This is a genomic window from Pseudomonas sp. S60 (assembly GCF_016647865.1).
GTDB classification, from domain to species: domain Bacteria; phylum Pseudomonadota; class Gammaproteobacteria; order Pseudomonadales; family Pseudomonadaceae; genus Aquipseudomonas; species Aquipseudomonas parafulva.
This window is the reverse complement of the sequence record NZ_JACVVH010000030.1, coordinates 18,052-42,578: the sequence shown is the minus strand read 5'-3', so window position 1 is coordinate 42,578 and position 24,527 is coordinate 18,052. Positions and strand designations below refer to the sequence as shown.

The 24,527-nt window shown below is 64.7% G+C and carries 22 protein-coding genes; 7 read left to right on the top strand and 15 right to left on the bottom strand.

What is annotated here, in order from left to right; genetic code table 11:
- Positions 1–60: 60 nt before the first annotated feature.
- Positions 61–723: a phasin family protein gene (locus IAE33_RS16080; protein WP_201164244.1), complete on the top strand. Its 663-nt coding sequence runs from the start codon at positions 61–63 to the stop codon at positions 721–723.
- Positions 724–848: 125 nt separating this feature from the next.
- Here IAE33_RS16080 and IAE33_RS16075 read toward each other — a convergent pair whose 3' ends face one another.
- From IAE33_RS16075 to gshB, 15 genes are all read right to left on the bottom strand, one after another.
- Complete coding sequence (locus tag IAE33_RS16075) at positions 849–1,478, bottom strand: TetR/AcrR family transcriptional regulator (RefSeq protein WP_201164243.1); 630 nt, start codon at positions 1,476–1,478, stop codon at positions 849–851.
- 13 nt (positions 1,479–1,491) lie between these two features.
- Positions 1,492–3,174 carry a class II poly(R)-hydroxyalkanoic acid synthase gene (gene phaC / locus IAE33_RS16070; protein ID WP_201164242.1) on the bottom strand — a complete coding sequence of 561 codons (1,683 nt, stop codon included), beginning with the start codon at positions 3,172–3,174 and terminating at the stop codon, positions 1,492–1,494.
- Between the two features lie 44 nt (positions 3,175–3,218).
- Complete coding sequence (gene phaZ / locus IAE33_RS16065; protein WP_060480751.1) at positions 3,219–4,070, bottom strand: poly(3-hydroxyalkanoate) depolymerase; 852 nt, start codon at positions 4,068–4,070, stop codon at positions 3,219–3,221.
- Positions 4,071–4,131: 61 nt separating this feature from the next.
- On the bottom strand, positions 4,132–5,811 hold the full coding sequence (phaC, locus tag IAE33_RS16060; protein WP_201164241.1) for a class II poly(R)-hydroxyalkanoic acid synthase: 1,680 nt from the start codon (positions 5,809–5,811) through the stop codon (positions 4,132–4,134).
- A gap of 268 nt (positions 5,812–6,079) precedes the next feature.
- Positions 6,080–6,457 (bottom strand): gamma-butyrobetaine hydroxylase-like domain-containing protein, encoded by a 378-nt coding sequence (locus IAE33_RS16055; RefSeq protein WP_028631934.1) that lies wholly within the window; start codon positions 6,455–6,457, stop codon positions 6,080–6,082.
- A 193-nt stretch (positions 6,458–6,650) separates the two neighbouring features.
- Positions 6,651–7,994 (bottom strand): ATP-dependent protease ATPase subunit HslU, encoded by a 1,344-nt coding sequence (hslU, locus tag IAE33_RS16050; protein ID WP_201164240.1) that lies wholly within the window; start codon positions 7,992–7,994, stop codon positions 6,651–6,653.
- A gap of 76 nt (positions 7,995–8,070) precedes the next feature.
- Positions 8,071–8,601, bottom strand: coding sequence for an ATP-dependent protease subunit HslV (gene hslV / locus IAE33_RS16045; RefSeq protein ID WP_023533032.1), 531 nt, complete (start codon positions 8,599–8,601; stop codon positions 8,071–8,073).
- A gap of 175 nt (positions 8,602–8,776) precedes the next feature.
- On the bottom strand, positions 8,777–10,048 hold the full coding sequence (locus tag IAE33_RS16040; protein ID WP_201164239.1) for a dihydroorotase: 1,272 nt from the start codon (positions 10,046–10,048) through the stop codon (positions 8,777–8,779).
- The gene (locus IAE33_RS16035) at positions 10,045–11,049 is read right to left on the bottom strand and encodes an aspartate carbamoyltransferase catalytic subunit (RefSeq protein WP_060480747.1); all 1,005 of its coding nucleotides are present in this window, start codon (positions 11,047–11,049) and stop codon (positions 10,045–10,047) included. Before IAE33_RS16035 ends, IAE33_RS16040 begins: the two co-directional genes overlap by 4 nt.
- A 12-nt stretch (positions 11,050–11,061) precedes the next feature.
- On the bottom strand, positions 11,062–11,580 hold the full coding sequence (gene pyrR / locus IAE33_RS16030; protein ID WP_028631930.1) for a bifunctional pyr operon transcriptional regulator/uracil phosphoribosyltransferase PyrR: 519 nt from the start codon (positions 11,578–11,580) through the stop codon (positions 11,062–11,064).
- A 50-nt stretch (positions 11,581–11,630) separates the two neighbouring features.
- Positions 11,631–12,068, bottom strand: coding sequence for a Holliday junction resolvase RuvX (gene ruvX, locus IAE33_RS16025; RefSeq protein ID WP_028631929.1), 438 nt, complete (start codon positions 12,066–12,068; stop codon positions 11,631–11,633).
- The gene (locus IAE33_RS16020; protein WP_028631928.1) at positions 12,068–12,637 is read right to left on the bottom strand and encodes a YqgE/AlgH family protein; all 570 of its coding nucleotides are present in this window, start codon (positions 12,635–12,637) and stop codon (positions 12,068–12,070) included. The genes ruvX and IAE33_RS16020 overlap by 1 nt, the downstream gene beginning before the upstream one ends.
- 87 nt (positions 12,638–12,724) lie before the next feature.
- A complete protein-coding gene (locus tag IAE33_RS16015; RefSeq protein ID WP_201164238.1) occupies positions 12,725–13,315 on the bottom strand; it encodes a hypothetical protein in 591 nt (196 codons plus the stop codon).
- A 101-nt stretch (positions 13,316–13,416) separates the two neighbouring features.
- Positions 13,417–14,319, bottom strand: a complete 903-nt coding sequence (locus IAE33_RS16010; RefSeq protein ID WP_201164237.1) for an energy transducer TonB — start codon at positions 14,317–14,319, stop codon at positions 13,417–13,419.
- Between the two features lie 110 nt (positions 14,320–14,429).
- Complete coding sequence (gene gshB, locus IAE33_RS16005) at positions 14,430–15,383, bottom strand: glutathione synthase (RefSeq protein WP_201164236.1); 954 nt, start codon at positions 15,381–15,383, stop codon at positions 14,430–14,432.
- Positions 15,384–15,622: 239 nt separating this feature from the next.
- On the opposite strand from gshB, the gene IAE33_RS16000 reads away from it, so the two are divergent.
- The 6 genes from IAE33_RS16000 to IAE33_RS15975 are packed head-to-tail and all read left to right on the top strand — an operon-like array spanning position 15,623 to position 24,526.
- A complete protein-coding gene (locus IAE33_RS16000) occupies positions 15,623–16,039 on the top strand; it encodes a response regulator (protein ID WP_028631924.1) in 417 nt (138 codons plus the stop codon).
- 47 nt (positions 16,040–16,086) lie between these two features.
- Positions 16,087–16,452 (top strand): twitching motility response regulator PilH, encoded by a 366-nt coding sequence (pilH, locus tag IAE33_RS15995; protein WP_028631923.1) that lies wholly within the window; start codon positions 16,087–16,089, stop codon positions 16,450–16,452.
- Complete coding sequence (locus IAE33_RS15990; protein ID WP_028631922.1) at positions 16,449–17,003, top strand: chemotaxis protein CheW; 555 nt, start codon at positions 16,449–16,451, stop codon at positions 17,001–17,003. Before pilH ends, IAE33_RS15990 begins: the two co-directional genes overlap by 4 nt.
- Before the next feature lie 47 nt (positions 17,004–17,050).
- Positions 17,051–19,075: a methyl-accepting chemotaxis protein gene (locus IAE33_RS15985; protein ID WP_328804884.1), complete on the top strand. Its 2,025-nt coding sequence runs from the start codon at positions 17,051–17,053 to the stop codon at positions 19,073–19,075.
- 14 nt (positions 19,076–19,089) lie between these two features.
- The gene (locus tag IAE33_RS15980; protein ID WP_201164262.1) at positions 19,090–24,039 is read left to right on the top strand and encodes a hybrid sensor histidine kinase/response regulator; all 4,950 of its coding nucleotides are present in this window, start codon (positions 19,090–19,092) and stop codon (positions 24,037–24,039) included.
- Entirely contained in the window at positions 24,032–24,526 is a 495-nt protein-coding gene (locus IAE33_RS15975; RefSeq protein ID WP_201164234.1) for a chemotaxis protein CheW, read from the top strand. The genes IAE33_RS15980 and IAE33_RS15975 overlap by 8 nt, the downstream gene beginning before the upstream one ends.
- The last annotated feature ends 1 nt before the right edge of the window (position 24,527 follow it).

The window sequence follows — 24,527 nt, the reverse complement described above, 5'->3', positions numbered from 1 at the left end:
CGCTTGGGTATTGCGTCTACACCTTCCGTTGAGGCGCGCGTAAACCACAAGGAGAGCAGGATGGCTGGCAAGAAGAACGCTGAAAAAGACGGTAGCTCCTGGGTCGGGGGGGTTGAGAAGTACTCCCGCAAGATCTGGCTGGCGGGGCTGGGCATCTATTCCAAAATCGATCAGGACGGCCCCAAGCTGTTCGACTCGCTGGTCAAGGATGGTGAGAAGGCCGAAAAGAAGGCCAAGAAAGCTGCCGATGACGTGGCCGACTCCGCCAAGTCGTCTGCTTCTTCGCGTGTGGCAGGGGTGAAGGACCGGGCCCTGGGCAAATGGAGCGAACTGGAAGAGGCCTTCGACAAGCGCCTGAACAGTGCAATCTCGCGCCTGGGTGTGCCAAGCCGCAATGAGATCAAGGCCCTCCAAGGCCAGGTAGAGGCCCTTACCAAGCAGATCGAGAAGCTCACCGGCGCTTCGGCCAAGCCAGCTTCTACCCGTGCCGCTGCCGCCAAACCGGCTTCCGGCACTGCCGCCAAGCCACTGGCCAAGGCCACAGCGGCCAAGCCTGCGACCAGGACGGCGGCGGCCAAACCTGCAGCCGCCAAGCCGGCTGCTGCAAAAACCACCGCTGCGAAAAAGCCTGCAACCCGAAAAGCCCCGGCCGAGCCAGCGGCTGCCCCGGCGGCATCTACCACCACGGCGTCCGCTGCCGCTGGCGATGGCCCACAGGCCTGACGCAAGTCAGTTTGTATGGAGTGACCGGGGCCGCGTGATGGTCACCAGGCGTATGCCTTGGGTTGTATGGGGGCGTAGATCGAGCGCCGCGCTGGCGGCGCTCTGTCTTACAGGCGAGACCAGCCTCAAGGCGGGCACCTGTAACCCCTGAGATAACCCTGCGCCAGTTGTTCAGCCGCAGCACGGGCAGCAGGCTGCAGGTGCGGGGCCACCAGCAGCATCACCTGATACACCACAACCCCCACATCCCCCTCGCGGCCCAGCACCCGCTGGTAATCCAGCGAGAACAACAGGGCCAGGGTGATCTGTTCCACCAACTGCCCCAACGCCTGGGTATCGCTCTCTACCAGCCCCTGGTCCTTGAGGCTCGCCAGCAGCGCCGCCAATGTATGCTTAAGCGCGTTGATCAGGCGGCGCATGCCACGGGCCAGCCTGGGCAGGCGCCCCACCAGGTTGGACATGTCCTGGAACAGGAAACGGTACTCGGCCATGCGCTCCACGATCAGGTGCAGGAACAACCAGTAGTCCTCGGCCTCCAGGCGCAGGTTCACAGGCGGGTCCAGCAAGGGCATCAACGCTTCCTCGAAGCGTTCGAACAGCCCCAGTACCAAAGGCTCCTTGCCGTGAAAGTGGTAATAGAGGTTACCCGGGCTGATACCCAGCTCGTTGGCGATTTCCAGCGTGGAAACGTTAGGCTCGCCTTTGCCGTTGAACAGCGCCAGGGCGCAGGCAAGGATACGGTCGCGGGTTTTCATGCGGTCGGTACGCTCATCGGGTCAACACGTAAGTACCGGGTGCAGGGCCCAGCGCCGGGTAGGTGGCGTTGCCCGGTAGGCCTTTGGGCGGCCTGAGCGGGCCTGAGCGCGCCTTTATCCACGTCATCCATAGCGGCCACCAGCTGCCCTCGCTGCGCTGGGCATCATGGAACCAGGCACGTGGGTCACCCGGCAGCTGCAGGTTGTTCAGGTAATACGCCTTGGGGTTGCCTGGGGGGTTGATGATGCTCTGGATATGCCCACTGTTGGCGAGTATGAAGCGGCGCTTGCCGCCCAGCAGGGTTGCCGAGCGATACACCGCGTCCCACGGGGTGATGTGATCGTTGCTGCCGGCCACTGTGAAACTGTCGATGTTGATCTGTTGCAGGTCGATGGACGAACCACACACCTCAAGCCCCCCGGGCCGGGTCAGCGGGTTCAGCTTGAAGAAGTCCAGCAGGTCGCCATGCAGCGCGGCCGGCAGGCGGGTGTTGTCGGCGTTCCAGTAGAGGATGTCGAAGGCCGGGGGCGTCTTGCCCAGCAGGTAGTTGTTGACCCAGTAGTTCCAGATCAGGTCGTTGGGCCGCATCCAGGCGAATATCCTCGCCACTTCAGCACCGTCGAGCACGCCTCGCTGGTAGGAGCGGCGTTTGGCAGCCTCGATGGTTTGCTCGTCGGCGAACAGGCTGGCGGGGCTGTCGAACGCGCTGTCCAGCAGGCTGACCAGGTAGGTGGCACTGCGCACCCGGCGCAATTGTTGCCTGGCTTGCAGGTGGCCCTGAAGCGCGGCCATGGTCAGGCCGCCTGCACAGGCGCCAACCAGGTTGGGGTCACGGCTGCCACTGATGCTGCGGCAGGCGTTGAGCGCTGCTTCAAGCGCCGCCACGTAACTGGACAGCCCCCATTCGCGGTGACGGGCGTCGGGGTTGCGCCAACTGACCATGTACACCTGCAAACCGTGTTTGAGCATGTACTGGACGAAGCTGTTGGCCGGGCTGAGGTCGAAGATGTAGTACTTGTTGATCTGGGGCGGCACCACCAGCAGCGGGCGCGCGTGCTGCTTTTCGCTCATGGGCTGGTACTGGATCAGCTCCAGCATGTCGTTGCGAAACACCACGCTGCCAGGGGTGGTCGCCAGGTTGCCGCCCACTTCGAAGGCGCGCTCGTCCACCTGGCGCGGCAGCCCGCCATTGTGGCGCAGGTCCTCGAGCAGTTGAGCGGCGCCGCGCACCAGGCTCTGGCCGCCGGTATCGAACAGGGTTTTCACGGCCTGGGGGTTGAGCAGCGAATTGCTCGGTGCCAGGGCGTCGTTGAGCAGGTTGAACAGAAAGTGGACCCGGGCCCGGTCGTCCTCGTCCAGGTGGCTTTCGTCGATCCACGCCCGGGTCTGCCCCTGCCACGCCAGCCACGCTTGCAGGCCGCGGCGGTAAAGCGGGTTCTCGCGCCAGGTGGGGTCGCTGAAACGGCCATCGCGCGGGTTGGGCTGGTGGGGTGTGTCCCCCAGCAGCACCCGGCCCAACTGGCCACCCAGCGCCAGCAGGTGGCCGGCGGTGTGCAATGGGTGGCGCAGCCCATGGCGGCCAACGCTGCGCAGGGTCGATACCAGGTCCCGGCCGCGCAGACCGACCATGGCATTTTCCATCTGCAGTTCGACGGTGTGGGGCGCCCGGGTGCCTGCGCCCGGTTTGTCTGTCATGGCAACACTCCTTGTGCACTCCATTTGCGGCTAGCGTGTGGCGATCAACCGCCCGAGGCAGGGCGCGGGTGCATCACGGCGCGCTGACGCTCCTGCTCCAGGAACTTCATGATGAGCGGGGCCACTGCCTCGGCCCGGGTAATCAGGAACAGGTGGCCGTCGTCGATAATGTGTAGCTGGGCATTGGGAATACGCCAGGCCAGCAGGCGCATATTGATCAGGGGGATCAGCGGGTCGTCGTCGCCGGCCAGCACCAGGGTAGGCTGGCGGATCTTGTGCAGCCAGTGGATGCTGGTCCAGCCAAGCCCGGCGAACAGTTGCCAGTAATAGCCGGTCTTGCCGCCGGAACGCACCTTGGCGGCGTGATGCAGGGCCAGGTCCGGGTCACGGCGGAACCCGCCGCCGTAGATCAGCGGGGCGATACGCAGCACGTGAGACGGCTGGATGTAGCGGCGGGGGCTGGCCATCATCCACAGCACCTTGGGCTTGCCCGGCACCATGAACGCGCCGGCTGCGGTGGCGGCAAGCACCAGCTTCTTGCAGCGCTCGGGGTAGTCGTGGGCGAACTGCTGGGCCAGCGCGCCGCCCCAGGACACGCCGATGACGTTGACCTGGCCGTAATCGAGGTAGTCGAGCATGCGTGCGGTGAGCTTGGCCAACCCCGGGAAGCGGTAGGGATGGCGCGGTGTCGATGAGCCGCCGACACCGGGAACGTCGAAGGCGATCACCTCCAGGTCCGGGTCCAGCGCTTCGATGAACGGAAAGACCAGTTCCAGGTTGGCGCCAATCCCGTTGAAGATCAGCAGGGGTGTGAGGTGGGGTTTGCCCGGGCGAACGGCGGTACGGATGGACTGGTTGTCCAGCTCGACCGTTCTGAAAATATAGGGTTGCGGCATGCGCGTGGCTCTTGGGTGAAGGAGACACCGTGGCGCCATGCAGCGCGCCACGGGCAATGGCTCAACGTTCGTGAACGTAGGTGCCGGGTGCGGCCTCGCCGGCTGGGTAGGTGCGGTTGCCCAGGCGGGTGGGGGCCTTTTTCAGCTCGCCGGCCCGTTCGGCCAGCCAGCCCTGCCAGTACAGCCACCAGGAGTCGGCATGCTTGGTGGCGTTCTCTTGCCAGGCCACCGGGTCGCCGGGGCGGTCGTCCCCGGTCATGAAGCGCGCCTTGGGGTTGCCCGGCGGGTTGAGAATGCTCTGGATATGCCCGCTGTTGGACAGCACGAACGCTACCTTGCCGCCGAACAGGTGCGCCGAGCGATAGCACGACTGCCAAGGGGTGATGTGGTCGGCGGTGCCAGCCACACTGAAAATGTCGCACTGCACCTGCTTGAGGTCGATGGCCGTGCCGCAGACTTCCAGGCCACCGGGGCGGGTCAGCGGGTTGTTCTTGAACATCTCGATCAGGTCACCATGAAAGCCTGCCGGCAGGCGCGTGGTGTCGTTGTTCCAGAACAGGATGTCGAAGACCGGAGGCTCGTTGCCCAGCAGGTAGTTGTTGACCCAGTAATTCCAGATCAGGTCGTTAGGGCGCATCCAGGCGAACACCTTGGCCATGTCGCTGCCTTCCAGCACGCCGGCCTGGTAGGAGTGGCGCTTGGCGGCCTCCAGGGTCTGCTCGTCGACGAACAACGCCACCTGGGTATCGACGGTGGTGTCGAGCACGCTCACCAGCAGCGTCAGGGCGTTGACCTTGTGCTCGCCCAGGGCGGCGTAGTGGCCCAGCAGGGCTGTGCAGGTAATGCCACCAGAGCAGGCACCGAGCATGTTCAGGTCCTTGCTACCGGTGATGGCCAGCACCGCGTCGACGGCTTCCTTGAGCGCATCAATGTAGGTGGACAAGCCCCATTCGCGCTGGGCTTTGGTCGGGTTGCGCCAGCTGATGATGAAGGTCTGCTGTTGCGAGCGCAGGCAGAACCGCGCCAGGCTTTTTTCCGGGCTCAGGTCGAACACATAGAACTTGTTGATTTGCGGGGGCACCACCAGCAAGGGCCGCGCATGCACCTGTTCGGTGATGGGGCTGTACTGGATCAGCTCGAGCACATCGTTGCGGTACACCACGGCGCCTTCGCTGGTGCCCAGGTTCTTGCCCACCTCGAAGGCCTTCATGTTCACCTGGCTGGGCATGCCGCCGTTATGCACCAGGTCGCGGGCAAGGTTCGACAGCCCATCGAGCAGGCTCTTGCCGCCGGTTTCGAAGAAGCGCTTGAGCGCAGCCGGGTTGGACAGGGTGTTGGTGGGGGCCATGGCTTCGGTCATCAGGTTGATGACGAACTGCCCTCGGCTGATGTCTTGAGGCGACAGGTCGCTGCTGGCGATCCAGTCTTGCAGCTCGCTGCGCCAGGCCAGGTAGGTTTGCAGGTAGCGGCGGTACAGCGGGTTCTGGCTCCATGCCGGGTCGTTGAAGCGGCGGTCGTCCTGCTCCGGGGCCAGGCTCGACTTGCCCAGCAGCACGTTTTTCAGTTCCAGGCCGAAGTGGGCCACGTGCTTGGCACTGTGCAGCGGTTGGCGTATGGCCTGGCGCAGCACAGTGCGCGCCGAGCTCAGCAGGTCTTTGCGCCGGATGCCGATCACCGGGTTCAGGCCAAGGGTATTTTCCGAGGCCTGCCGCTGCAGATCATCATTGTTCTTGCTACTCATCTACGACGCTCCGTTGTCCTGAGACGAGTACCGCTGCTGTAGGGCAAGCACAGCCCTGAGCCCGGTACGCCTGCTCGGGTAACCAGTGATAAGGATCAGCGGTGCTGCAAGCATTCTGCTTGCCGGCAGGGGGTGTGCAGGTAAATGGCCACCTACATTGGTTACCCCAGTTTCATGTAATGCGCAAGACAGCCCTGCACCGGGCGGCCTGCATTACAGTCAAGCAGATGAGTAGGGAGGGTGCGCAGAAAAGGCTGGGAGGTGCAGCCTAGAGCATGATCTTGACGACGGACTCGGCGGGGTCGCGGGACTTGCCGGCCCTGTGCAGTTCGTCGAGGTACTCGGCCCACAGCGCTTGCTGGCGCAGGCACAGTTGCTCCAGGTATTCCCAGGTGAACAGGCCGCTGTCGTGGCCGTCGTCGAACGTGAGCTTCAGGGCATACTGCCCGGCAGGCTCCAGGCCACTGAGGCCGACATTGATCTTGCCGAATTGCAGGATAGGGTTGCCATGCCCCTGCACCTCGGCCGAAGGCGAGTGCACGCGCAAAAATTCGGCAGGCAGGTGATAAACCTCGTCAGGCCCGTAGGTAAGGCTGAGGGTTTTCGAGGCTTTATGCAGGTTGATGGCGGTAGGCATGCGAGCCATAACATCTCTCTTTTTGAGCTTCAAGTGGCAAGCTTCAAGCTACAAGCTTCGAGCGGTGATATTCAAGCCATCCGTTATCGACCTGAAGAAAACAGCCGCTGCAAGCGACGCATCTCAGCTTGTCGCTTGCAGCTAACCACTAGCAGCTCTGAGCGCAGATCAGCTTGTCGCTTGCAGCTTACCGCTTGCCGCTTCAGAGGATGTAGCGGGAGAGGTCTTCGTTTTGTGCCAGTTCGCCGAGGTGGCCGTTCACGTAGGCGGCATCGATCAGGATCGGCGCTTCGTCATGGGTGCTGGCCAGGTCGCCGGCGCTGAACGAAACTTCCTCCAGCAGGCGTTCGAGCAGGGTATGCAGGCGGCGGGCACCGATGTTTTCGGTCTTTTCATTGACCTGGTAGGCGATCTCGGCCAGGCGCTTGATGCCGTCGGCGACGAACTCGATGTTCAGCCCCTCGGTCTTGAGCAGCGCCTGGTACTGCTCGGTCAGCGAGGCGTGTGGTTCGCGCAGGATGCGTTCGAAGTCTTCCGGGGTCAGCGCCTTGAGTTCCACACGGATCGGCAGGCGGCCTTGCAGCTCCGGCACCAGGTCGCTCGGCTTGCTCAGGTGGAACGCGCCCGAGGCGATGAACAGGATATGGTCAGTCTTGACCATGCCCAGCTTGGTATTGACCGTGCAGCCTTCGATCAGCGGTAGCAGGTCGCGCTGCACGCCCTCGCGGGATACATCAGCACCGCCTACGTGGCCACGCTTGGCCACTTTGTCGATTTCGTCGATGAACACGATGCCGTGTTGTTCGACAGCTTCCAGGGCCTTGGCCTTGAGCTCTTCTTCGTTGACCAGGCGGCCCGCTTCTTCGTCGCGGACCATTTTCAGCGCTTCTTTCACCTTCAGCTTGCGGGTCTTGCGCTTGCCTTTGCCCATGTTGGCGAACAGGCTCTGCAGCTGATTGGTCATTTCTTCCATGCCGGGTGGTGCAGCAATTTCGACACCGACGGCGTCAGCCACTTCGATCTCGATTTCCTTGTCGTCCAGCTGGCCTTCGCGCAGGCGCTTGCGGAACAGCTGGCGGGTGTTGGAATCGTTGCTGGTCTGTGCGGCTTCCTCGCTGAAGCTGCCAGGGCGCGCCTGCGGCAGCAAGACATCGAGAATGCGGTCTTCGGCGGCGTCTTCGGCACGGTGGCGTACGCGAATGATCTCCTGCTCGCGCAGCATTTTCAGCGCGGCATCGGCCAGGTCACGGATGATGGACTCCACGTCGCGGCCAACGTAGCCCACTTCGGTGAACTTGGTGGCTTCGACCTTGATGAACGGCGCATTGGCCAGCTTGGCCAGGCGGCGGGCGATTTCGGTTTTGCCGACACCGGTTGGGCCAATCATCAGGATGTTCTTGGGCGTTACCTCGGCGCGCAGTTCGGCAGGCAGTTGCATGCGCCGCCAGCGGTTGCGCAGGGCAATGGCCACGGCGCGCTTGGCGTCGTCCTGGCCGATGATGTGGCGGTTGAGTTCGTGGACGATTTCGCGGGGGGTCATGGACATGATGGGTACGGTCCTCGGGCGAATGGGATCAGCGTGGAAAAGCCCTGCCACCGGGGCAGGGCGCCAGAACAGCTGATCACTCGGCCAGGTCCTGCTCCTCGATGGTCAGGTTGTGGTTGGTGAACACGCAGATGTCACCGGCGATATTCAAGGCGGTTTCGGCGATTTCACGCGCCGAGAGGTCGGTCTTGTTCAGCAGGGCGCGGGCTGCAGCCTGGGCGTAGGCACCGCCGGAACCCATGGCGATCAGGCCATCTTCGGGCTCGACCACATCACCATTGCCGGTGATGATCAGCGAGGCGTCCTTGTTGGCCACAGCCAGCATGGCTTCCAGGCGGCTCAACGAGCGGTCGGTACGCCATTCCTTGGCCAGCTCGACGGCGGCGCGTATCAGGTGGCCTTGGTGTTTTTCCAGCTGGCCTTCGAAGCGCTCGAACAGGGTGAAGGCATCGGCGGTGGCACCGGCGAAGCCTGCGATGACCTGGCCGTGGTACAGGCGGCGCACCTTCTTGGCGTTGCCTTTCATCACGGTATTGCCGAGCGATACCTGGCCGTCGCCGCCCATGACGACTTTGCCATTACGGCGAACAGAAACGATGGTGGTCAAGGGAGAGTCTCCACGCAGCGGGGCGAAAGTGCCTGATGCAGACTCATATGGGGGTGGGTTGGCTGAGCTTCAAGCTTTAAGCGGCAAGCGGCAAGAAAAAGCGGTTCGGCGCCGTGCCGGCTTTTTCTTGCAGCTTGCAGCTTGCCACTTATGGCTTGCAGCTTGCGGCTGCTGTTCAGGCTTCGTGGCAGATATGGCCGTCGACCAACGTGTAACGCACCGCGCCTGGCAGGCAGTGGCCGATGAACGGGCAGTTCTGGCCACGGGAGTACCACTGCTCACCGGCCAAGGTGGAGGCTTGCGGGTCGAACAGCACCAGGTCGGCTGCAGCCCCAACCTGCAACTGCCCGGCCGGCAGGCGCATGGCCGCCGCCGGGCCGCTGCTCAGGCGTGCCAGCAGGGTCGGCAGGTCGAGCAGGCCGTCCTGTACCAGGGTCATGGCCAGCGGCAGCAACAGCTCTACGCTGCTGATGCCGGGCTCTGTGGCACCGAACGGCGCCAGCTTGGCATCACGCTCATGGGGCTGGTGATGGCTGGAAATCGCCTGGATCACCCCGGCCTTTACCGCCTCGCGCAGGCCATCGCGGTCGGCAGCGGTGCGCAGCGGTGGCTGCACGTGGTAGAGGCTGGAAAACTCGCGCAGCGATTCGTCGGTAAGGATCAGCTGGTAAAGCGCCACATCGGCGGTCACCGGCAGCCCCAGGCCTTGAGCCTGGGCGATCAGGCGTGCGCCACGGGCGCTGGTGATCTGGGTGAAGTGGGCACGCACACCGGTCTGCTCCACCAGCAACAGGTTGCGCGCCAGGGCCACGGTTTCGGCGGTTTCCGGGATACCCGGCAAGCCAAGGAAACTGGCCATGGCGCCTTCGTGGGCCAGCCCGCCCTGGGCCAGGTCGCGGTCCTGGGAGTGGAACACCACGGTCAGGTCGAACGTGGCGGCATATTCCAGCGCCCGCGCCAGGGTGCGGTTGTTGGGGATTTCCTTCAGGCCGTTGCCGAACGCCACGCAGCCGGTGTCGCGCAGCGCGACCAGTTCGGCCAGTTGCTCGCCTTCCAGACCCTTGGTCAGGGCACCGATAGGGTACACCTTGCTGTTGGCCGCTTCCCGGGCACGGTCCAGGATCAGCTCGGTCACGGCCGAGGTGTCCAGTACCGGCTTGGTTTGCGGCGGGCAGCACAGGCTGGTGACGCCGCCAGCCACGGCGGCCCGGGTTTCACTGGCGATGGTGCCCTTGCGGCTGTAGCCCGGCTCGCGCAGAGACACGCCCAGGTCGACAAGGCCCGGTGCGGCGACCAGGCCATCGGCCTGGATCGTGCGGCTGGCGGTGAAGCCGGCCGGTGCTGCGCCAATGGCGGCGATGCGGCCACCGTCCAGGTGCAGGTCGGTGACCTGGTCCAGGCCACTGACAGGGTCGATGACCCGTGCGCCGAGAATGCTGAGGGTCACTGGGCGTTCTCCTGGTCGTATTGACGTTGGGCGTTTTGCCCGCTCATTGCCATGGACAGCACGGCCATGCGCACGGCGATGCCGTAGGTAACCTGGTTCAGAATCACCGAATGCTTGCCGTCGGCCACTGCCGACTCGATCTCCACGCCACGGTTGATCGGCCCGGGGTGCATGACGATGGCGTCGGGTTTGGCGCCGGCCAGGCGTGCGGTGGTCAGGCCGAACAGGCGGTAGAACTCGCCTTCGCTGGGCAGCAGGCCACCGGCCATGCGCTCACGCTGCAGGCGCAGCATGATCACCACGTCCACATCCTTCAGGCCTTCGGCGAGGTCGGTATAAACCTTGACGCCGTACTGCTCGATACCGATGGGGATCAGGGTTTTCGGGCCGATCACGCGGATGTCCGGGCAACCCAGCGCCTTGAGCGCCAGCATGTCGGAGCGGGCCACGCGCGAGTGCAGGATGTCGCCGACGATGGCCACCGACAGGTTCTCGAAGCTGCCCTTGTGCCGACGGATGGTGAGCATGTCGAGCATGCCCTGGGTCGGGTGCGCATGGCGACCGTCGCCACCGTTGATCACGGCAACTTCCGGGCACACGTGTTCGGCGATGAAGTGCGCAGCGCCAGAGTCGGAATGGCGCACCACGAACATGTCGGCGGCCATGGCCTCCAGGTTGCGCAAGGTGTCGAACAGGGTTTCGCCCTTGCTGGTCGAGGAGGTCGACACATTCAGGCTGATCACGTCGGCCGACAGGCGCTGGGCCGCCAGTTCGAAGGTGGTGCGGGTACGGGTGGAGTTTTCGAAGAACACGTTGCACACGGTCTTGCCGCGCAGCAGCGGGACTTTTTTCACCGCCCGGGCGCCCACTTCGAGGAAGGAGTCGGCGGTGTCGAGGATTTCGGTGAGCAGTTCGCGGGGCAAACCGTCGAGCGAGAGAAAGTGGCGCAGCTGGCCCTGATCATTGAGCTGCAGCGGGCGCTTGGCGTCGATTGGCGTCATCGCGGGGGACTCTTAAAGGGCGGAAGCGGGGGCAAGGTCCTGGCGCTCGAGGGCGAGCGGTGCGGGTCCGGACAATTTTACCCGTTCATGGGCCGCCAGTGACAGGGTGGCACCCAGCACATTCGGGCGAATGGGCAACTCGCCGGCATCCAGGTCCAGCAGGCAGACCAGGGTAACGCTGGCCGGGCGGCCGTAGTCGAACAGTTCGTTCAGGGCGGCGCGGATGGTGCGGCCGCTCATCAGCACGTCATCCACCAGCACCAGGTGCTGGCCCTCGACCTCGAACGGCAGCTCGGAGGGGCGTACCTGCGGGTGCAGGCCGTTCTGGCTGAAATCATCGCGGTAGAACGAAACGTCCAGGGCACCCATGGGGCTGGCGTCGCCCATGGCTTCCTGCAGGGCTTGGGCAACCCAGACGCCGCCCGTACGGATACCGATATAGCGCGGCTCGGTGATGCCGCGGCGTGCCAGATGGGCACGCAGGTCGACCGCCATCTGCCGAATCAGCGCGGCGGGATCGGGTAGGCTCATAACAGGCTCCTCGCAAGGGTGCGCCGGTGGGTGGCCGGCAGCAGAAGTGATCAGGTATTGGCCTCCAGCCAGCCCTGCAGCAGCAGCGCAGCGGCAATGGCATCGACCGGGTTGTCGCGGTAGCTGCCGCGCTGGCCGCCCCGGGCCATGCGTTCACCTTTGGCTTCGAAGGTGGTCAGGCGCTCGTCGTGGGTATGCACGGGCAGGTTGAAACGGCCATTGAGGCGGCGGGCGAATTTCTCGGCGCGAGCGCTCATTTCGCTGGGGGTGCCGTCCATGTTCAGGGGCAGGCCGACGACGATGGCATCAGGTTTCCACTCGGCGATCAGGCGTTCTACCTGCGCCCAGTCCGGCACACCGTTCTGCGCTTTCAGGGTGCACAGTTCGCGGGCCTGGCCGGTAACGACCTGGCCCACTGCAACGCCAATCTGCTTGCTGCCGTAGTCGAAACCCAGCAGCAGGCGGGGTTCGGCAGGCTGCTCGGCCATCAGGCGTGCCCCGCCTGGCTGGTGAGCAGGTGCAGGTTGATGCCCAGGCTGGCAGCGGCCGCTTCAAGGCGCAGGTCGCTGGCCAGGCCAAAGATGATTTCCGGGTCGAACGGGCAGTTGAGCCAGGCGTTGTCGGCCAGCTCGGCCTCCAGTTGGCCTGCTTCCCAGCCGGCATAACCCAGGGTGATCAGGCTTTTTTGCGGGCCCACGCCCTCGGCGATGGCAAACAGCACATCCTGGGAGGTGGACAGCGAAACGCCCTCCAGCTCGACAGTGGCCTGGTAGGTGCACTCGCTGGTGTGCAGCACGAACCCACGGTCGGTCTGCACCGGCCCGCCTTGGTAAATGGGCACCTGCAGGGTGCTGGCTGCGGGCACTTCATCCGGGCGCAACTGCTCGAGGATGTCGGCCAGGTTCAGCTCCTGCGGCCGGTTCACCACAAGCCCCATGGCGCCATGGGCGTTGTGCTCGACGATGTACGTGAGGGTCTGGGCGAAGTTCGGGTCGGCCATGTGCGGCATGGCGATCAGGAACTGGTGCTTGAGGTAGCTCGGCGTGAGGGTCTTCATGGGGGGTAGTGTGGCGCCAGGCAGCGAGGCTGGCAAGGTGCTGCCGTGAAGAGGCAGCACCTGGTTTCGACCTGCGCATGCCTGTAATCATTCGTTAATAAAAATCAATTTGCCCTCCGCGTTCACGTCAATTGACACCTTTTCCTTAGAGGGGTGACCCACCAAGTCGAAAGTCGCGGAAACTTTGATGATTGATTTACGGCTGTCACCGATGTTGTCTTCGCTGGGTTCAAACTTTACGTCGGCGGTGCCTTGCTGCGCTTGATCGAAGTACACGAATGCGAAGCCGTACTTCTCTCGAAACCACTGTCCCCAGCCGAGCGCTACCATGATGTCGGCATTGGGCGAAGTGGTGACGTCAGCACGCCCTGATCGAAGGTTACGGAAAAGTATTTGCAATGCTGGCAAATCACCTTCCTTGTTGACAGGCAATTGGTCATCGTAGACACAGGTCAGCAGTGCCGTTTTATCGGATGCCAATGCATGAAATGCGCCTTTGGCAGACGTGTACTGGATTATCTTATCGCCTCGCTTCAAGCGAACCTGCGTTTTTACAGTCTCCGTGAGGATGTCGGCGCTGGGGGAGTGGCCTTCGGCTTTTGTTAAATCTGCCCAAAAGCGCTGCACGTTTTCTTTGAATTGCTCTTGGAGTTTATTTAGGGGCAATGGGCTGTTCATGGCGTGTAATTCCTCGCGGTTGGATGTACCGCAATTGCACGTCGCTTTGGCTGCAGCCACAACTGGCAAAACTGCTAGATAATCTGCGCCTGGCTCAGGCATCAATTACTGGAAAGCCGGTCCCCTCTAGCAAAGCGCCAGGTGCGGATAATCTCAAGCCGGTCGTATTCAGCCAGGTCCCCGGTAAACGGCGCAAACGGTGCCGCCAGGCGCACGATGCGCTGCGCGGCCTGGTCGAGCACGGGCTGCCCGGACGATTCAAGCACCAGCACCTCGTACAGCGAGCCGTCGCGGTTGATCGAAACCATCATGCGCAGGTTGCCGTAGATCTGCTGCCGACGCGCTTCGTCGGGGTAGTTGAGGTTGCCCACCCGTTCCACTTTCTTGCGCCACTCCTCCTTGTACCAGGCGCCCTTGTCGCGCATGGTGGAGGCAGCATTGAGCCGGTGAATGCGCGGGCGTTTGGCATACAGCTGCTGTTCGTTGGCCAGCTCCGCCTCCAGGCTGGCGATCTGGCTGGACAACTGCGAACTGTCGAACGCCGGAGCCGGCGCTGCCTTGGGCTGGGGTTTGCTTTCCTTGGGCTTGGGCTCGACCTTCTGCGGCTTGGCGGCCTTGGTGGCCACTGCAGATTTTTGCGGCTTGGGCGGTGGCGCCACTTCCGGCCTGGCGGCCGGGGGCGGGGTGATCTTGTTGATCTTGCTGTCCTGGAAGGGCGCAAGTTCGGTGGTCTTGGGCACTGCTTTCTTGTCCAGCGTACCGCTGCCCTGCTGGTTGTCCTGGGCCTGGAAATCCGCCTTTTGCGGCGGCTTTTCGCTTTTGAAGGTGGCCAGGGTGATATCCATGGTGTGGCTGACCTGGGCGGGCTTGACCACGCTGAAACCCACGCCAAGGATCAACGCCAGGTGCACGAGCGCAGCCAGGAACAGGGTAAAGCCCAGGCGGTCCACCGGGCGTACGCGCGGCGGCAGCAGGTCGGCAGGGATGTCAGCGGGCAGCGTCATCGGTTATCCACGGTCAGCGTCAAGCTTGAGCCACGCCTGTGCAGGTGAGTGGCTCCCGGCGAGCGGCTGCGCATCATACCGCACTCGGCGCTTGTACTTCGTGCCCGCGGTCAGCGGGCCTTGAGCTGGCGATCAATGGCGTCCATCAGCTGGCCGCCGATGTCGGTGTTGTAGGCCGCGTCGATTTCGCGAATGCAGGTAGGGCTGGTGACGTTGATTTCGGTGAGCGAGTCGCCAATCACGTCCAGGCCCACGAACAGCAGGCCCTTTTCACGCAGCACCGGGCCCACCTGGGCCGCGATCCAGCGGTCGCGCTCGGTCAGCGGGCGCGCCTCGCCACGCCCGCCGGCAGCCAGGTTCCCCCGGGTTTCACCACTGGCCGGGATGCGTGCCAGGCAATAAGGCACCGGCTCGCCATCGATCATCAGGATGCGCTTGTCGCCATCGACGATCTGCGGCAGGTAGGCCTGCGCCATGATCTGCTGGGCACCGTGCTGGGTCAGGGTTTCGAGGATCACCGACAGGTTCGGGTCGCCCTGGCGGTGGCGGAACACCGAAGCGCCGCCCATGCCATCGAGCGGTTTGAGGATCACGTCGCCATGGGTGGCGGCGAACTGACGCAGAATGTCGGCGCGCCGGCTTACCAGGGTTGGCGCCATGCACTGCGGGAACTGGGTGGCGAACAGTTTCTCGTTGCAGTCGCGCAGGCTCTGCGGGCGGTTGACCACCAGCACGCCTTCACGCTCGGCCTGCTCCAGCAGGTAGGTGCTGTAGACGAACTCCATGTCGAAGGGCGGGTCCTTGCGCATCAGGATCACGTCCAGGTCGGCCAGGGCGCTGTCCTGCTCATCGCCCAGCTCGAACCAGCGGGACGGGTCGGCGAATACCTTCAGCGGGCGCATCTGCGCGCGGGCCTGGCCGGCACCCAGGTAAAGGTCGGGCTGTTCCATGTAGAACAAGCTCCAGCCGCGCGCCTGGGCAGCCAGCAGCATGGCCAGCGAACTGTCCTTTTTGTAGGAGATGGACGCGATGGGGTCCATGACAATGCCGAGGCGAACGCTCATGGGGTGGTTCCTCTTGGCGGCACGCTGCCGCGATGGATCGAAAGAAAAGTGGCTCAGGGTGGCGCTGCCGACGCCGCCGGTCAAGGGGCATGGCAGATGGAACGGGGCTGCGTACTGTGCTAAAAATGCAGCTGCAAGCCTTGAGCTACAAGCCTCAAGCGACGAGCATCCCTGCTCCGGGCCGCCATTGTCGTGGCGCACGCGTGCAACTTGCAGCTAATTCCCACGGGTAGGCGTTTATGGAACAACCCCTGAAGGTGATGGTGATCGACGATTCGCGCACGATCCGCCGCACCGCGCAGATGTTGCTCGGCGAGGTGGGCTGCGAGGTGATTACCGCCAGCGATGGTTTCGACGCCATGGCCAAGATCGTCGATCACCGGCCGGACATCATCTTCGTCGACGTGCTGATGCCACGGCTGGACGGCTACCAGACCTGCGCCGTGATCAAGCACAACAGTACCTTCAAGGACGTCCCGGTCATCTTGCTGTCGTCCCGCGACGGCCTGTTCGACAAGGCCCGCGGCCGGGTGGTCGGGTCCGATCAGTTCCTGACCAAGCCGTTCAGCAAGGACGAACTGCTCGAGGCAATCCGTGCCCACGTGCCCGGGTTCGCCGTGGAGCAACCTGCCACAGACCCACAACACGCACCCTGACCGCGCCCAGCCATGGCACGGTCTTATTTTTCTGATGGGGAGCCAGCATGGCCCGAGTTCTGATTGTCGACGACTCGCCGACAGAGATGTACCGCTTGACCGAGTGGCTTGAAAAACACGGCCACCAAGTGCTCAAGGCCAACAATGGTGCCGACGGCGTGGCCTTGGCCAGGCAGGACAAGCCCGACGCGGTGCTGATGGACATCGTCATGCCCGGCATGAACGGCTTCCAGGCGACCCGCCAGCTCAGCAAGGACCCGGTAACCCGCGACATTCCGGTGATCGTGGTGACCACCAAGGACCAGGAAACCGACCGCATCTGGGCAACCCGGCAGGGCGCCCGCGACTTCCTGATAAAACCGGTGGAAGAGGATGCGCTGATCGCCAAGCTTCAAGAAGTGCTGGGCGCTTGACCACCCGCCCGCAGGGCGCGTCGCTGACCGCCTTCGAGCTGTTGCTGGACATCGACCGGCGTTGCCGCCTGCTGGTCGCCGACCAGCCCGCCCAAGGCACCCGCCTGCAGCAATGGAGCGGCATCGGTTTTCGCATCGCTGGGCAGTGGTTCGTGGCGCCCATGGGTGAAGTGGCCGAAGTGCTGCGCGAGCCCCGCAGCAGCCGCGTGCCGGGGGTGCAGCCGTGGGTGTGCGGCGTGGCCAACCTGCGCGGCCGGCTGTTGCCGGTGATGGACCTGGGCCGCTTTCTGGGGTTGGGCCACGCTACGGCGGGCAAGCAGCGGCGCGTGCTGGTGCTGGACCATGAAGACCTGTTCGTCGGCCTGCTGGTGGACGAGGTACTCGGCCTGCAGCACTTTGCCCTGGACAGCCTGCAACTGGCGCCGCCGTTCCCCCTGGCCGAAACGGCCGCCCCCTTCGTGCAAGGGCATTTTCACCGCGCACGTGACTGGGCAATCTTCAGCCCCTTCGCCCTGGCCCAGGCGCCGGGCTTTCTCGATGTGGCGTTATAGGACGTGCGAACGTGAACAACCCAGCTACCCCGGTCACCGCCACCACCGTGACGCCCCGCACGCGCAGCATCGCGCAGATCACCGTGCTGTTCCTGATCCTGATCCTGTCGATCATCCTGCTGTTCGCCAATTTCGCCTACCTCAACACCCAGTCCAACTACGACAAACAGTACATCGGCCATGCAGGCGAGCTGCGGGTGCTGTCCCAGCGCATTGCCAAGAATGCGACCGAAGCGGCGACCGGCAAGGCGCTGGCGTTCCGCTTGCTGTCCGACGCGCGCAACGACTTCGAGCGGCGCTGGGGCTACCTGCGCCACGGCGACAAGGCTACCGGGCTCCCGCCGGCGCCACCCAAGGTGCGCGACGAAATGGAGGCGGTGCGTGACGACTGGGAAAACCTGCGCAAGAGCACCGACACCATCCTGGCCAGCGAGCAGACCGTGCTGTCGTTGCACCAGGTGGCGGCAACGCTTGCCGAAACGGTGCCCCAGTTGCAGGTGGAGTACGAGAAGGTGGTCGAAATCCTGCTGAAAAGCGGCGCGCCTGCCAGCCAGGTTGCCGTTGCCCAGCGCCAGTTGCTGCTGGCCGAGCGTATATTGGGTTCGGTGAACACGGTGCTTGCCGGTGACGACGCTGCAGCCCAGGCGGCGGACGCGTTCGGCCGCGATGCCGGCCGCTTCGGTCAGGTGCTCGAGGGCATGCTCAAAGGCGATGCCAGCATCGATGTGACCCGGGTCGAGGATGCCGATGCCCGTGCCCGCCTGGCCGATATCGCCGAACTGTTCCAGTTCGTGGCAGGCTCGGTGGACGAAATTCTTGAAACCTCGCCTGAGCTGTTCAAGGTGCGTGAGGCTGCCGGCAATATCTTCAGCCTGTCGCAAACCCTGCTGGACGAAGCTTCGCACCTGGCCAACGGGTTCGAGAACCTGGCCAGCGGCCGTACCCTGGATACCGTTGGCGGTTATGCCCTGGGCCTGCTGGCGCTGGCGTCGATCATCCTCATCGGCCTGGTGATGGTGCGCACCACCAACCGGCAGCTGCGCGAGACGGCTGAAAAGAACGAACGCAACCAGCAGGCGATCATGCGCCTGCTGGACGAAATCGAGGAACTGGCTGACGGCGATCTCACCGTGACCGTCTCGGTAACCGAGGACTTCACCGGCGCCATTGCCGACTCGATCAACTACTCCGTGGACCAGCTGCGCGACCTGGTCGCTACCATCAACCACAGCGCGGTACAGGTGGCAGCGGCGGTGCAGGATACCCAGAACACCGCACGGCAGCTGGCCAAGGCCTCCGAGCAGCAGGCCGAGCAGATCAGCGAAGCGTCCGAGGCGGTAGGCGACATGGTCGAATCCATCGACCGGGTGTCGGCCCATGCCTACGAGTCGGCCAAGGTCGCCGAGCGCTCGGTGGCCATCGCCAACAAGGGCAACGAGGTGGTGCACAACACCATCGACGGCATGAACAACATCCGTGAGCAGATCCAGGACACGGCCAAGCGCATCAAGCGCCTGGGTGAGTCCTCCCAGGAAATTGGCGACATCGTCAGCCTGATCGACGACATTGCCGACCAGACCAACATCCTGGCCCTCAACGCGGCCATTCAGGCTTCCCTCGCCGGCGAGGCCGGGCGCGGGTTTGCCGTGGTCGCCGACGAGGTGCAGCGCCTGGCCGAACGCTCCTCTTCGGCCACCCGGCAGATCGAGGCCCTGGTGCGCACCATCCAGGCCGACACCAACGAAGCTGTCATCTCCATGGAGCAGACCACTGCCGAGGTGGTGCGCGGTGCCCGCCTGGCCCAGGACGCCGGGGTGGCGCTGGCCGAGATCGAAGGCGTGTCGCAGAACCTCGCCGACCTTATCCACAGCATCTCCGACGCAGCCCAGTTGCAGACGTCTTCGGCCGGGCAGATATCCCATACCATGGCGGTGATCCAGCAGATTACCGCGCAAACCTCCGCAGGCTCCGGTGCGACCGCCGACAGCATCCGCCACCTGGCGCGCATGGCCAGCGAAATGCGCCGGTCGGTGTCGGGCTTCACGCTGCCGCCGCCTGCCGAGCCCCAGTGAGGATGCCCATGCCCATGTCTGGTGCTGCTGCAAGCCCGGCCCGCCACGATACGGTAGCGCTGGCTTGGGCCAAGCCTGCCCTGCTTGACTGCCTGGGGCAGGCACGCCAGGCGCTGGAACGCTTTGCCGGCGAACCCGGCGACCTGTCCATGATGGCCTTTGTGGTGGACAACCTGCACCAGGTGCATGGCTGCCTGCACATGCTCGAACTGCCCGGTGCAACCCGCCTGGCCGAAGAGCTGGAGCTGCTCGCCAGGGCGCTTGCCGACGGCCAGGTCAGCCCACGCGGGGACTGCCTGGGTGTGTTGTTCCGCGGCCTGGAGCAACTGCCGTCGTACCTGGAGCGGCTACGGGGTGCGCGCCACGACCTGCCGTTGGTGATGTTACCGCTGCTCAACCAGCTGCGCGCCTGCCGGGGCGCCGAGCCTGTGGCCCAAGGTAGCCTGATCGGCGGCGCCGCGCAGCGGTTCGCCGGGCCAGACGACCTCGCCAACCTCGACCTGTCGCTGGCTAACTGGCGCGACCAGGTGCAGGCCGGGCCGGGGCGCGATGCGCTGCGTTCGGTGGTAAGCGCGCTGTGTGACGACCTGATGCGCATCAAGGAGCGCCTGGACCAGTTCGTGCGCAGCGACCGTGAGCACAGCGAACAGCTCGACGGGTTGCTGGCGCCGCTGCGCCACGTTGCCGATACCCTGGCCGTGCTGGGCTTTCAGCAGCCTCGGCGGGTGATCATCGACCAGGTGCTGGCGTTGCAGGGCCTGGCCCAGGGCGGGCAAGCGGCGGACGACAGTGTGTTGATGGATGTGGCCGGCGCGTTGCTGTATGTCGAGGCCAGCCTGAACGGCATGGTCGGGCCCCTGGAAGAAAGCGGCCACGGCGGCCTGCCAGGTTCAGACCTGGCCGAGATCCGTCAGGTGGTGTTTGAAGAGTCGCTGAACGTGCTGCAGCAGGCCAAGGACCTGATCGGTGATTGCCTGGAATCGGGTTGGCCGCGGCAGCGCCTGCAGGCCCTGCCGGGGTTGCTGCAGCAGGTGCGGGGCGCCTTGGCGATGCTGATGTTGCCGGCCGCCGCCGAACTGTTCGAAGGCAGCGCCAGCTACGTGCAAGGCTGGTTGCAGCACCTGGAGGCCGAGCCCCCTGCCGACGATCTGGCCCAGCTGGCCGATGCCCTGAGCGCTGCCGAGGGCTACCTGCAATGGCGCGTGGCCGACCCCCTGGCCGACGGCCAGCCCTTCATCGACATGGCGCGCGCCAGCCTGGCCGCGCTGGGTGTGCACTGCAAGCAAGCCCAGGATGCCCCTGTTGGCCGTGTTGACGGCGATGGCGTGGACGATGAGCTGCGCGAGGTGTTTCTTGAAGAAGCCGGTGAACTGCTGCCGGAAATAGAGCGGCACTGGCTGCGCTGGCGCGCCGACAACCAGCAGCGGCAAGCCTTGCTGGACATGCGCCGGGCGTTGCACACGCTCAAGGGCAGCGGCCGCATGGTGCATGCCGAGGCAGTTGCAGAGCTGGCCTGGGGGGCCGAGCACCTGCTCAACCGCGTACTGGAAGGCCGTGGCGTGCTGGGGCCGGACAGCCAGCTGGCGATGCAGCAGGCGTTCGTTCACCTGCCGGACCTGCTGGCCGACTTTGCTGCAGGCCAGTTGCCGCAACTGACCGAGATCGAGCAGTTGGCCGGGCGCCTGCACGCCCTGGCTGAAGGCAAGGCTGCCGGAGCGGCCAAGGTCGATGGGCTGGACCCGCAGTTGCTGGAGGTCTTCCGCAGCGAAGCCCAGGGCCACTTGGCCAGCATTGAAAGTTTTCTTCACAGCGCAGTGGGCCCCGAGGTGCCGGTCAGCGATGCCTTGCAGCGGGCCTTGCATACGCTCAAGGGCAGCGCTGCCATGGCCGGGGTGATGCCCGTGGCCGAGCTGGCCACGGCTTTCGACCGGCTTGTACGTGAATACAAAGGCCACCAATTGCCCCTGCAGGCCGCCGAGGTTGAATGGCTGCACGCGGCCCACGGCCTGTTTCTGCAGGCCCTGGCGCAACTGGGCAGCAGCCCCCTGGCACCCTTGCCGGGCGCTACCGCGCTGATCGAGCAGGTGGGCGTAGCGGTGGACGAACGCCTGGCTGGCGCCCACGCCAGCTTGCCGACCACGCGGCGACGTGCCCGTGACCCGCAGGCGGTGGCCGCGTTTCTTAGCCAGGCCATGGACAGCCTGATGGATGCCGAAGCGCTGTTGTCTGGCTGGCAGCAACAGCCCGGCCAGCGAGACGGGCTCGAAACCCTGCTGGACGAAATGACCCAGCTTGGCCATGCCGCGCACCAGGCCGACCTGTGGCAGGTGGACGAGGTGTGCGAGGCGCTGCTCGACCTGTACGGCGCCGTGGAGGAGGGCAGCCTGCCGGCCGACCCGCGCTTCTTCGCCCAGGCGCACCAGGCCCACGAAGCGTTGCTCGACATGCTGGACGAACTGGCGGCCGGCCAGGACGTGGTCGCCCGCCTGGAGCTGGTGCAAAGCCTGCGTGACCTGCTGGGTGAAGGCCTGGCGCCGGGTGCTACCGGCCTGGTCGGCCTGGACACGGTCACCCCGTTGCACCCGGACATGGATTTGAGCGATACCCTCGGCCTTGGGCAGGTGCCTGCGCCGGCACTGGCTGAGCCATCGCAGTTGCCGCCTCAGGGCCCGGATAACCCCGGCGAAGAGTTGCTCGAGGTATTTCTCGAAGAAAGCTCGGATATCGTCGAGAGTGCCGCCGCCGCACTGGCCCGCTGGCAGGCGGACCCGCGCAACACCGCCGAGGTGGACAACCTGATGCGCGACCTGCACACCCTCAAGGGCGTTGCGCGCATGGTCGAGATCGGCCCCATCGGTGACCTGGCCCATGAACTGGAGTTTCTGTACGAGCTGCTGGCCGCAGGGCGCCTGCCACCTGGCGGGGCATTGTTCGCCCTGTTGCAAAATTGCCATGATCGCCTGGCGCAGATGCTCGATGCCGTGCGCCTTGGCCAGCCGCTGCATGCCGCCACGGCACTGATCGATTACATCCGCAATTTCAGCGGTGCCGCCCTGGCCGATAACGCAGCGCGCCAGGGGCCTGTTGAAGCGTTGAGCAGCGAGGTGCCCGCGCTTGCCCCGGAGCGCGCGCCGGGCGACATGGTCAAGGTCGATGCCGAGCTGCTGGACGACCTGGGCAACCTGGCCGGTGAGCACTCCGTCATTCGTGGGCGTATCGAGCAGCAAGTGAACGATGCCCAGTTCACCCTCAACGAAATGGAAACCACCCTGGAGCGTATGCGCGACCAGCTGTTGCGGCTGGATATCGAAACCCAGGGGCGTATTTCCAGCCGTCAGCAGATTGAAAGCGACATCTATGACGACTTCGACCCGCTGGAAATGGACCGCCATTCGCAGTTGCAGCAGCTGTCCCGGGCCTTGTTCGAATCCGCCTCCGACTTGCTCGACCTCAAGGAAACCATGGCCCAGCGTGCCCAGGAAGCCTACGGGCTGTTGCAGCAGCAGGCGCGCGTGAACAGCCAGTTGCAGGAGGGCCTCACCGCCACCCTGATGGTGCCGTTCGAGCGCCTGGTGCCGCGCTTGCAGCGGGTGGTGCGGCAGGTGGCGAGCGAGCTGGGCAAGCATGTGGAACTGGTGGTGGGCAATGCCGAGGGTGAACTGGACCGCAGCGTGCTCGAACGCATGGTGGCGCCGCTGGAGCACATGCTGCGCAATGCCGTGGACCACGGCCTGGAAAGCCGGGCAGCCCGCCTGGCAGCCGGCAAGCCTGAGCAGGGCACCATTCACCTGAACCTGCTGCACGAAGGCGCCGACATTGTCATCGAGATGACCGATGACGGCGCCGGCGTACCCTTGGAAGCCGTACGACTCAAGGCGATCAAACGTGGCCTGCTCGACCCGCAGGCACAGTTGAGCGACCACGAGATCCTGCAGTTCATCCTGCGGCCCGGTTTTTCCACTGCCGAGAAAATCACGCAGATTTCCGGGCGCGGGCTGGGCATGGATGTGGTGCACGAGGAGGTCAAGCAACTGGGTGGCTCGATGAGTATCGAGTCGGCGCCGGGCAAGGGCGCGCGGTTTTTGATCCGCCTGCCGTTCACCGTGTCGATCAACCGTGCGCTGATGGTGCATTTGGGCGATGAGCAGTACGCCATCCCGCTCAATACCATCGAGGGCATCGTGCGCGTACCGCCCGCCGAGCTGGCCGCGTGCTACGAGCAAGAACCGCCACAGTATGTGTACGCCGGCCACGAGTACCAGCTGCGTTACCTGGGTGAACTGCTGCAGGGCGGTGCACGCCCGGCCCTGCTGGGGCAGAGCGTGCCGTTGCCGGTGCTGCTGGTGCATTCCCAGGAGCAGTCGTTCGCGATCCAGGTCGACAGCCTGTCGCCCAGCCGCGAGATCGTGGTCAAGAGCCTGGGGCCGCAGTTTGCTGCGGTCGCCGGCCTTTCCGGGGCGACATTGCTGGGCGATGGCAGGGTGGTGCTGATTCTGGACCTGCTTGGCCAGTTGCGCGGCCAGCAGCGGCGCCTGGCGCGGTTGCCGGGTGGCGTACCGCAGTTGCAGTTGCTGGGCCCGGCACCGCGCAAGGCCTTGCTGGTGATGGTGGTGGACGACTCGGTGACCGTGCGCAAGGTCACCAGCCGCCTGCTCGAGCGCCATGGCATGAGTGTGATCACCGCCAAGGATGGGGTGGACGCCATGGCCCTGCTTGAAGAGCATCGCCCCGACGTGCTGCTGCTGGACATCGAAATGCCGCGCATGGACGGTTTCGAGGTGGCCACCCGCATTCGCCGTGACGAACGCATGCAACAATTGCCCATCATCATGATCACCTCACGCACCGGCCAAAAGCACCGCGACCGTGCCATGGCCATCGGCGTCAACGAGTACCTGGGCAAGCCGTATCAGGAGTCGCTGCTGCTGCAAAGCATTGCCCACTGGAGCCAGCCCCATGCTTGAACTGATCGCCGGGCAGCGCAGCAGCCTGACTGGCCTGCTGCTGACCCTGGGTGACCGCACCCTGGTGCTGCCCAACGTGGCGGTGGCGGAACTGAGCGGGCAGCGCAACCTGGTGTGCCAGCGTGGCGACCCGCCCTGGCACCTGGGCTGGGTGGACTGGCGTCAGCAGCGGCTGCCGCTGATTGGCTTCGAGGCCGCATGCGGCACCGAGACCCCATGTGGCGACCGTGCGCGCGTGGTGGTGCTCAATGCTTTGGGCGACACCGGCCTGCGCTACCTGGCATTGCTGCTGCAGGACATTCCGCGTTCGTGCAAGCTCGACAGCCAGCTCAACTACGTGGATGTACCGTTGAGCCCGCTGGAACTTGCAGCCGTGCAGGTGGGCGACCAGGTTGCCCGGGTACCCGACCTGGTAGGGCTGGAGCGCCTGGTGCGTGATGCCCAGCGCAGCGGCAAGCTAGGCCAGTCCAGTAGCCTGGATGACTGAG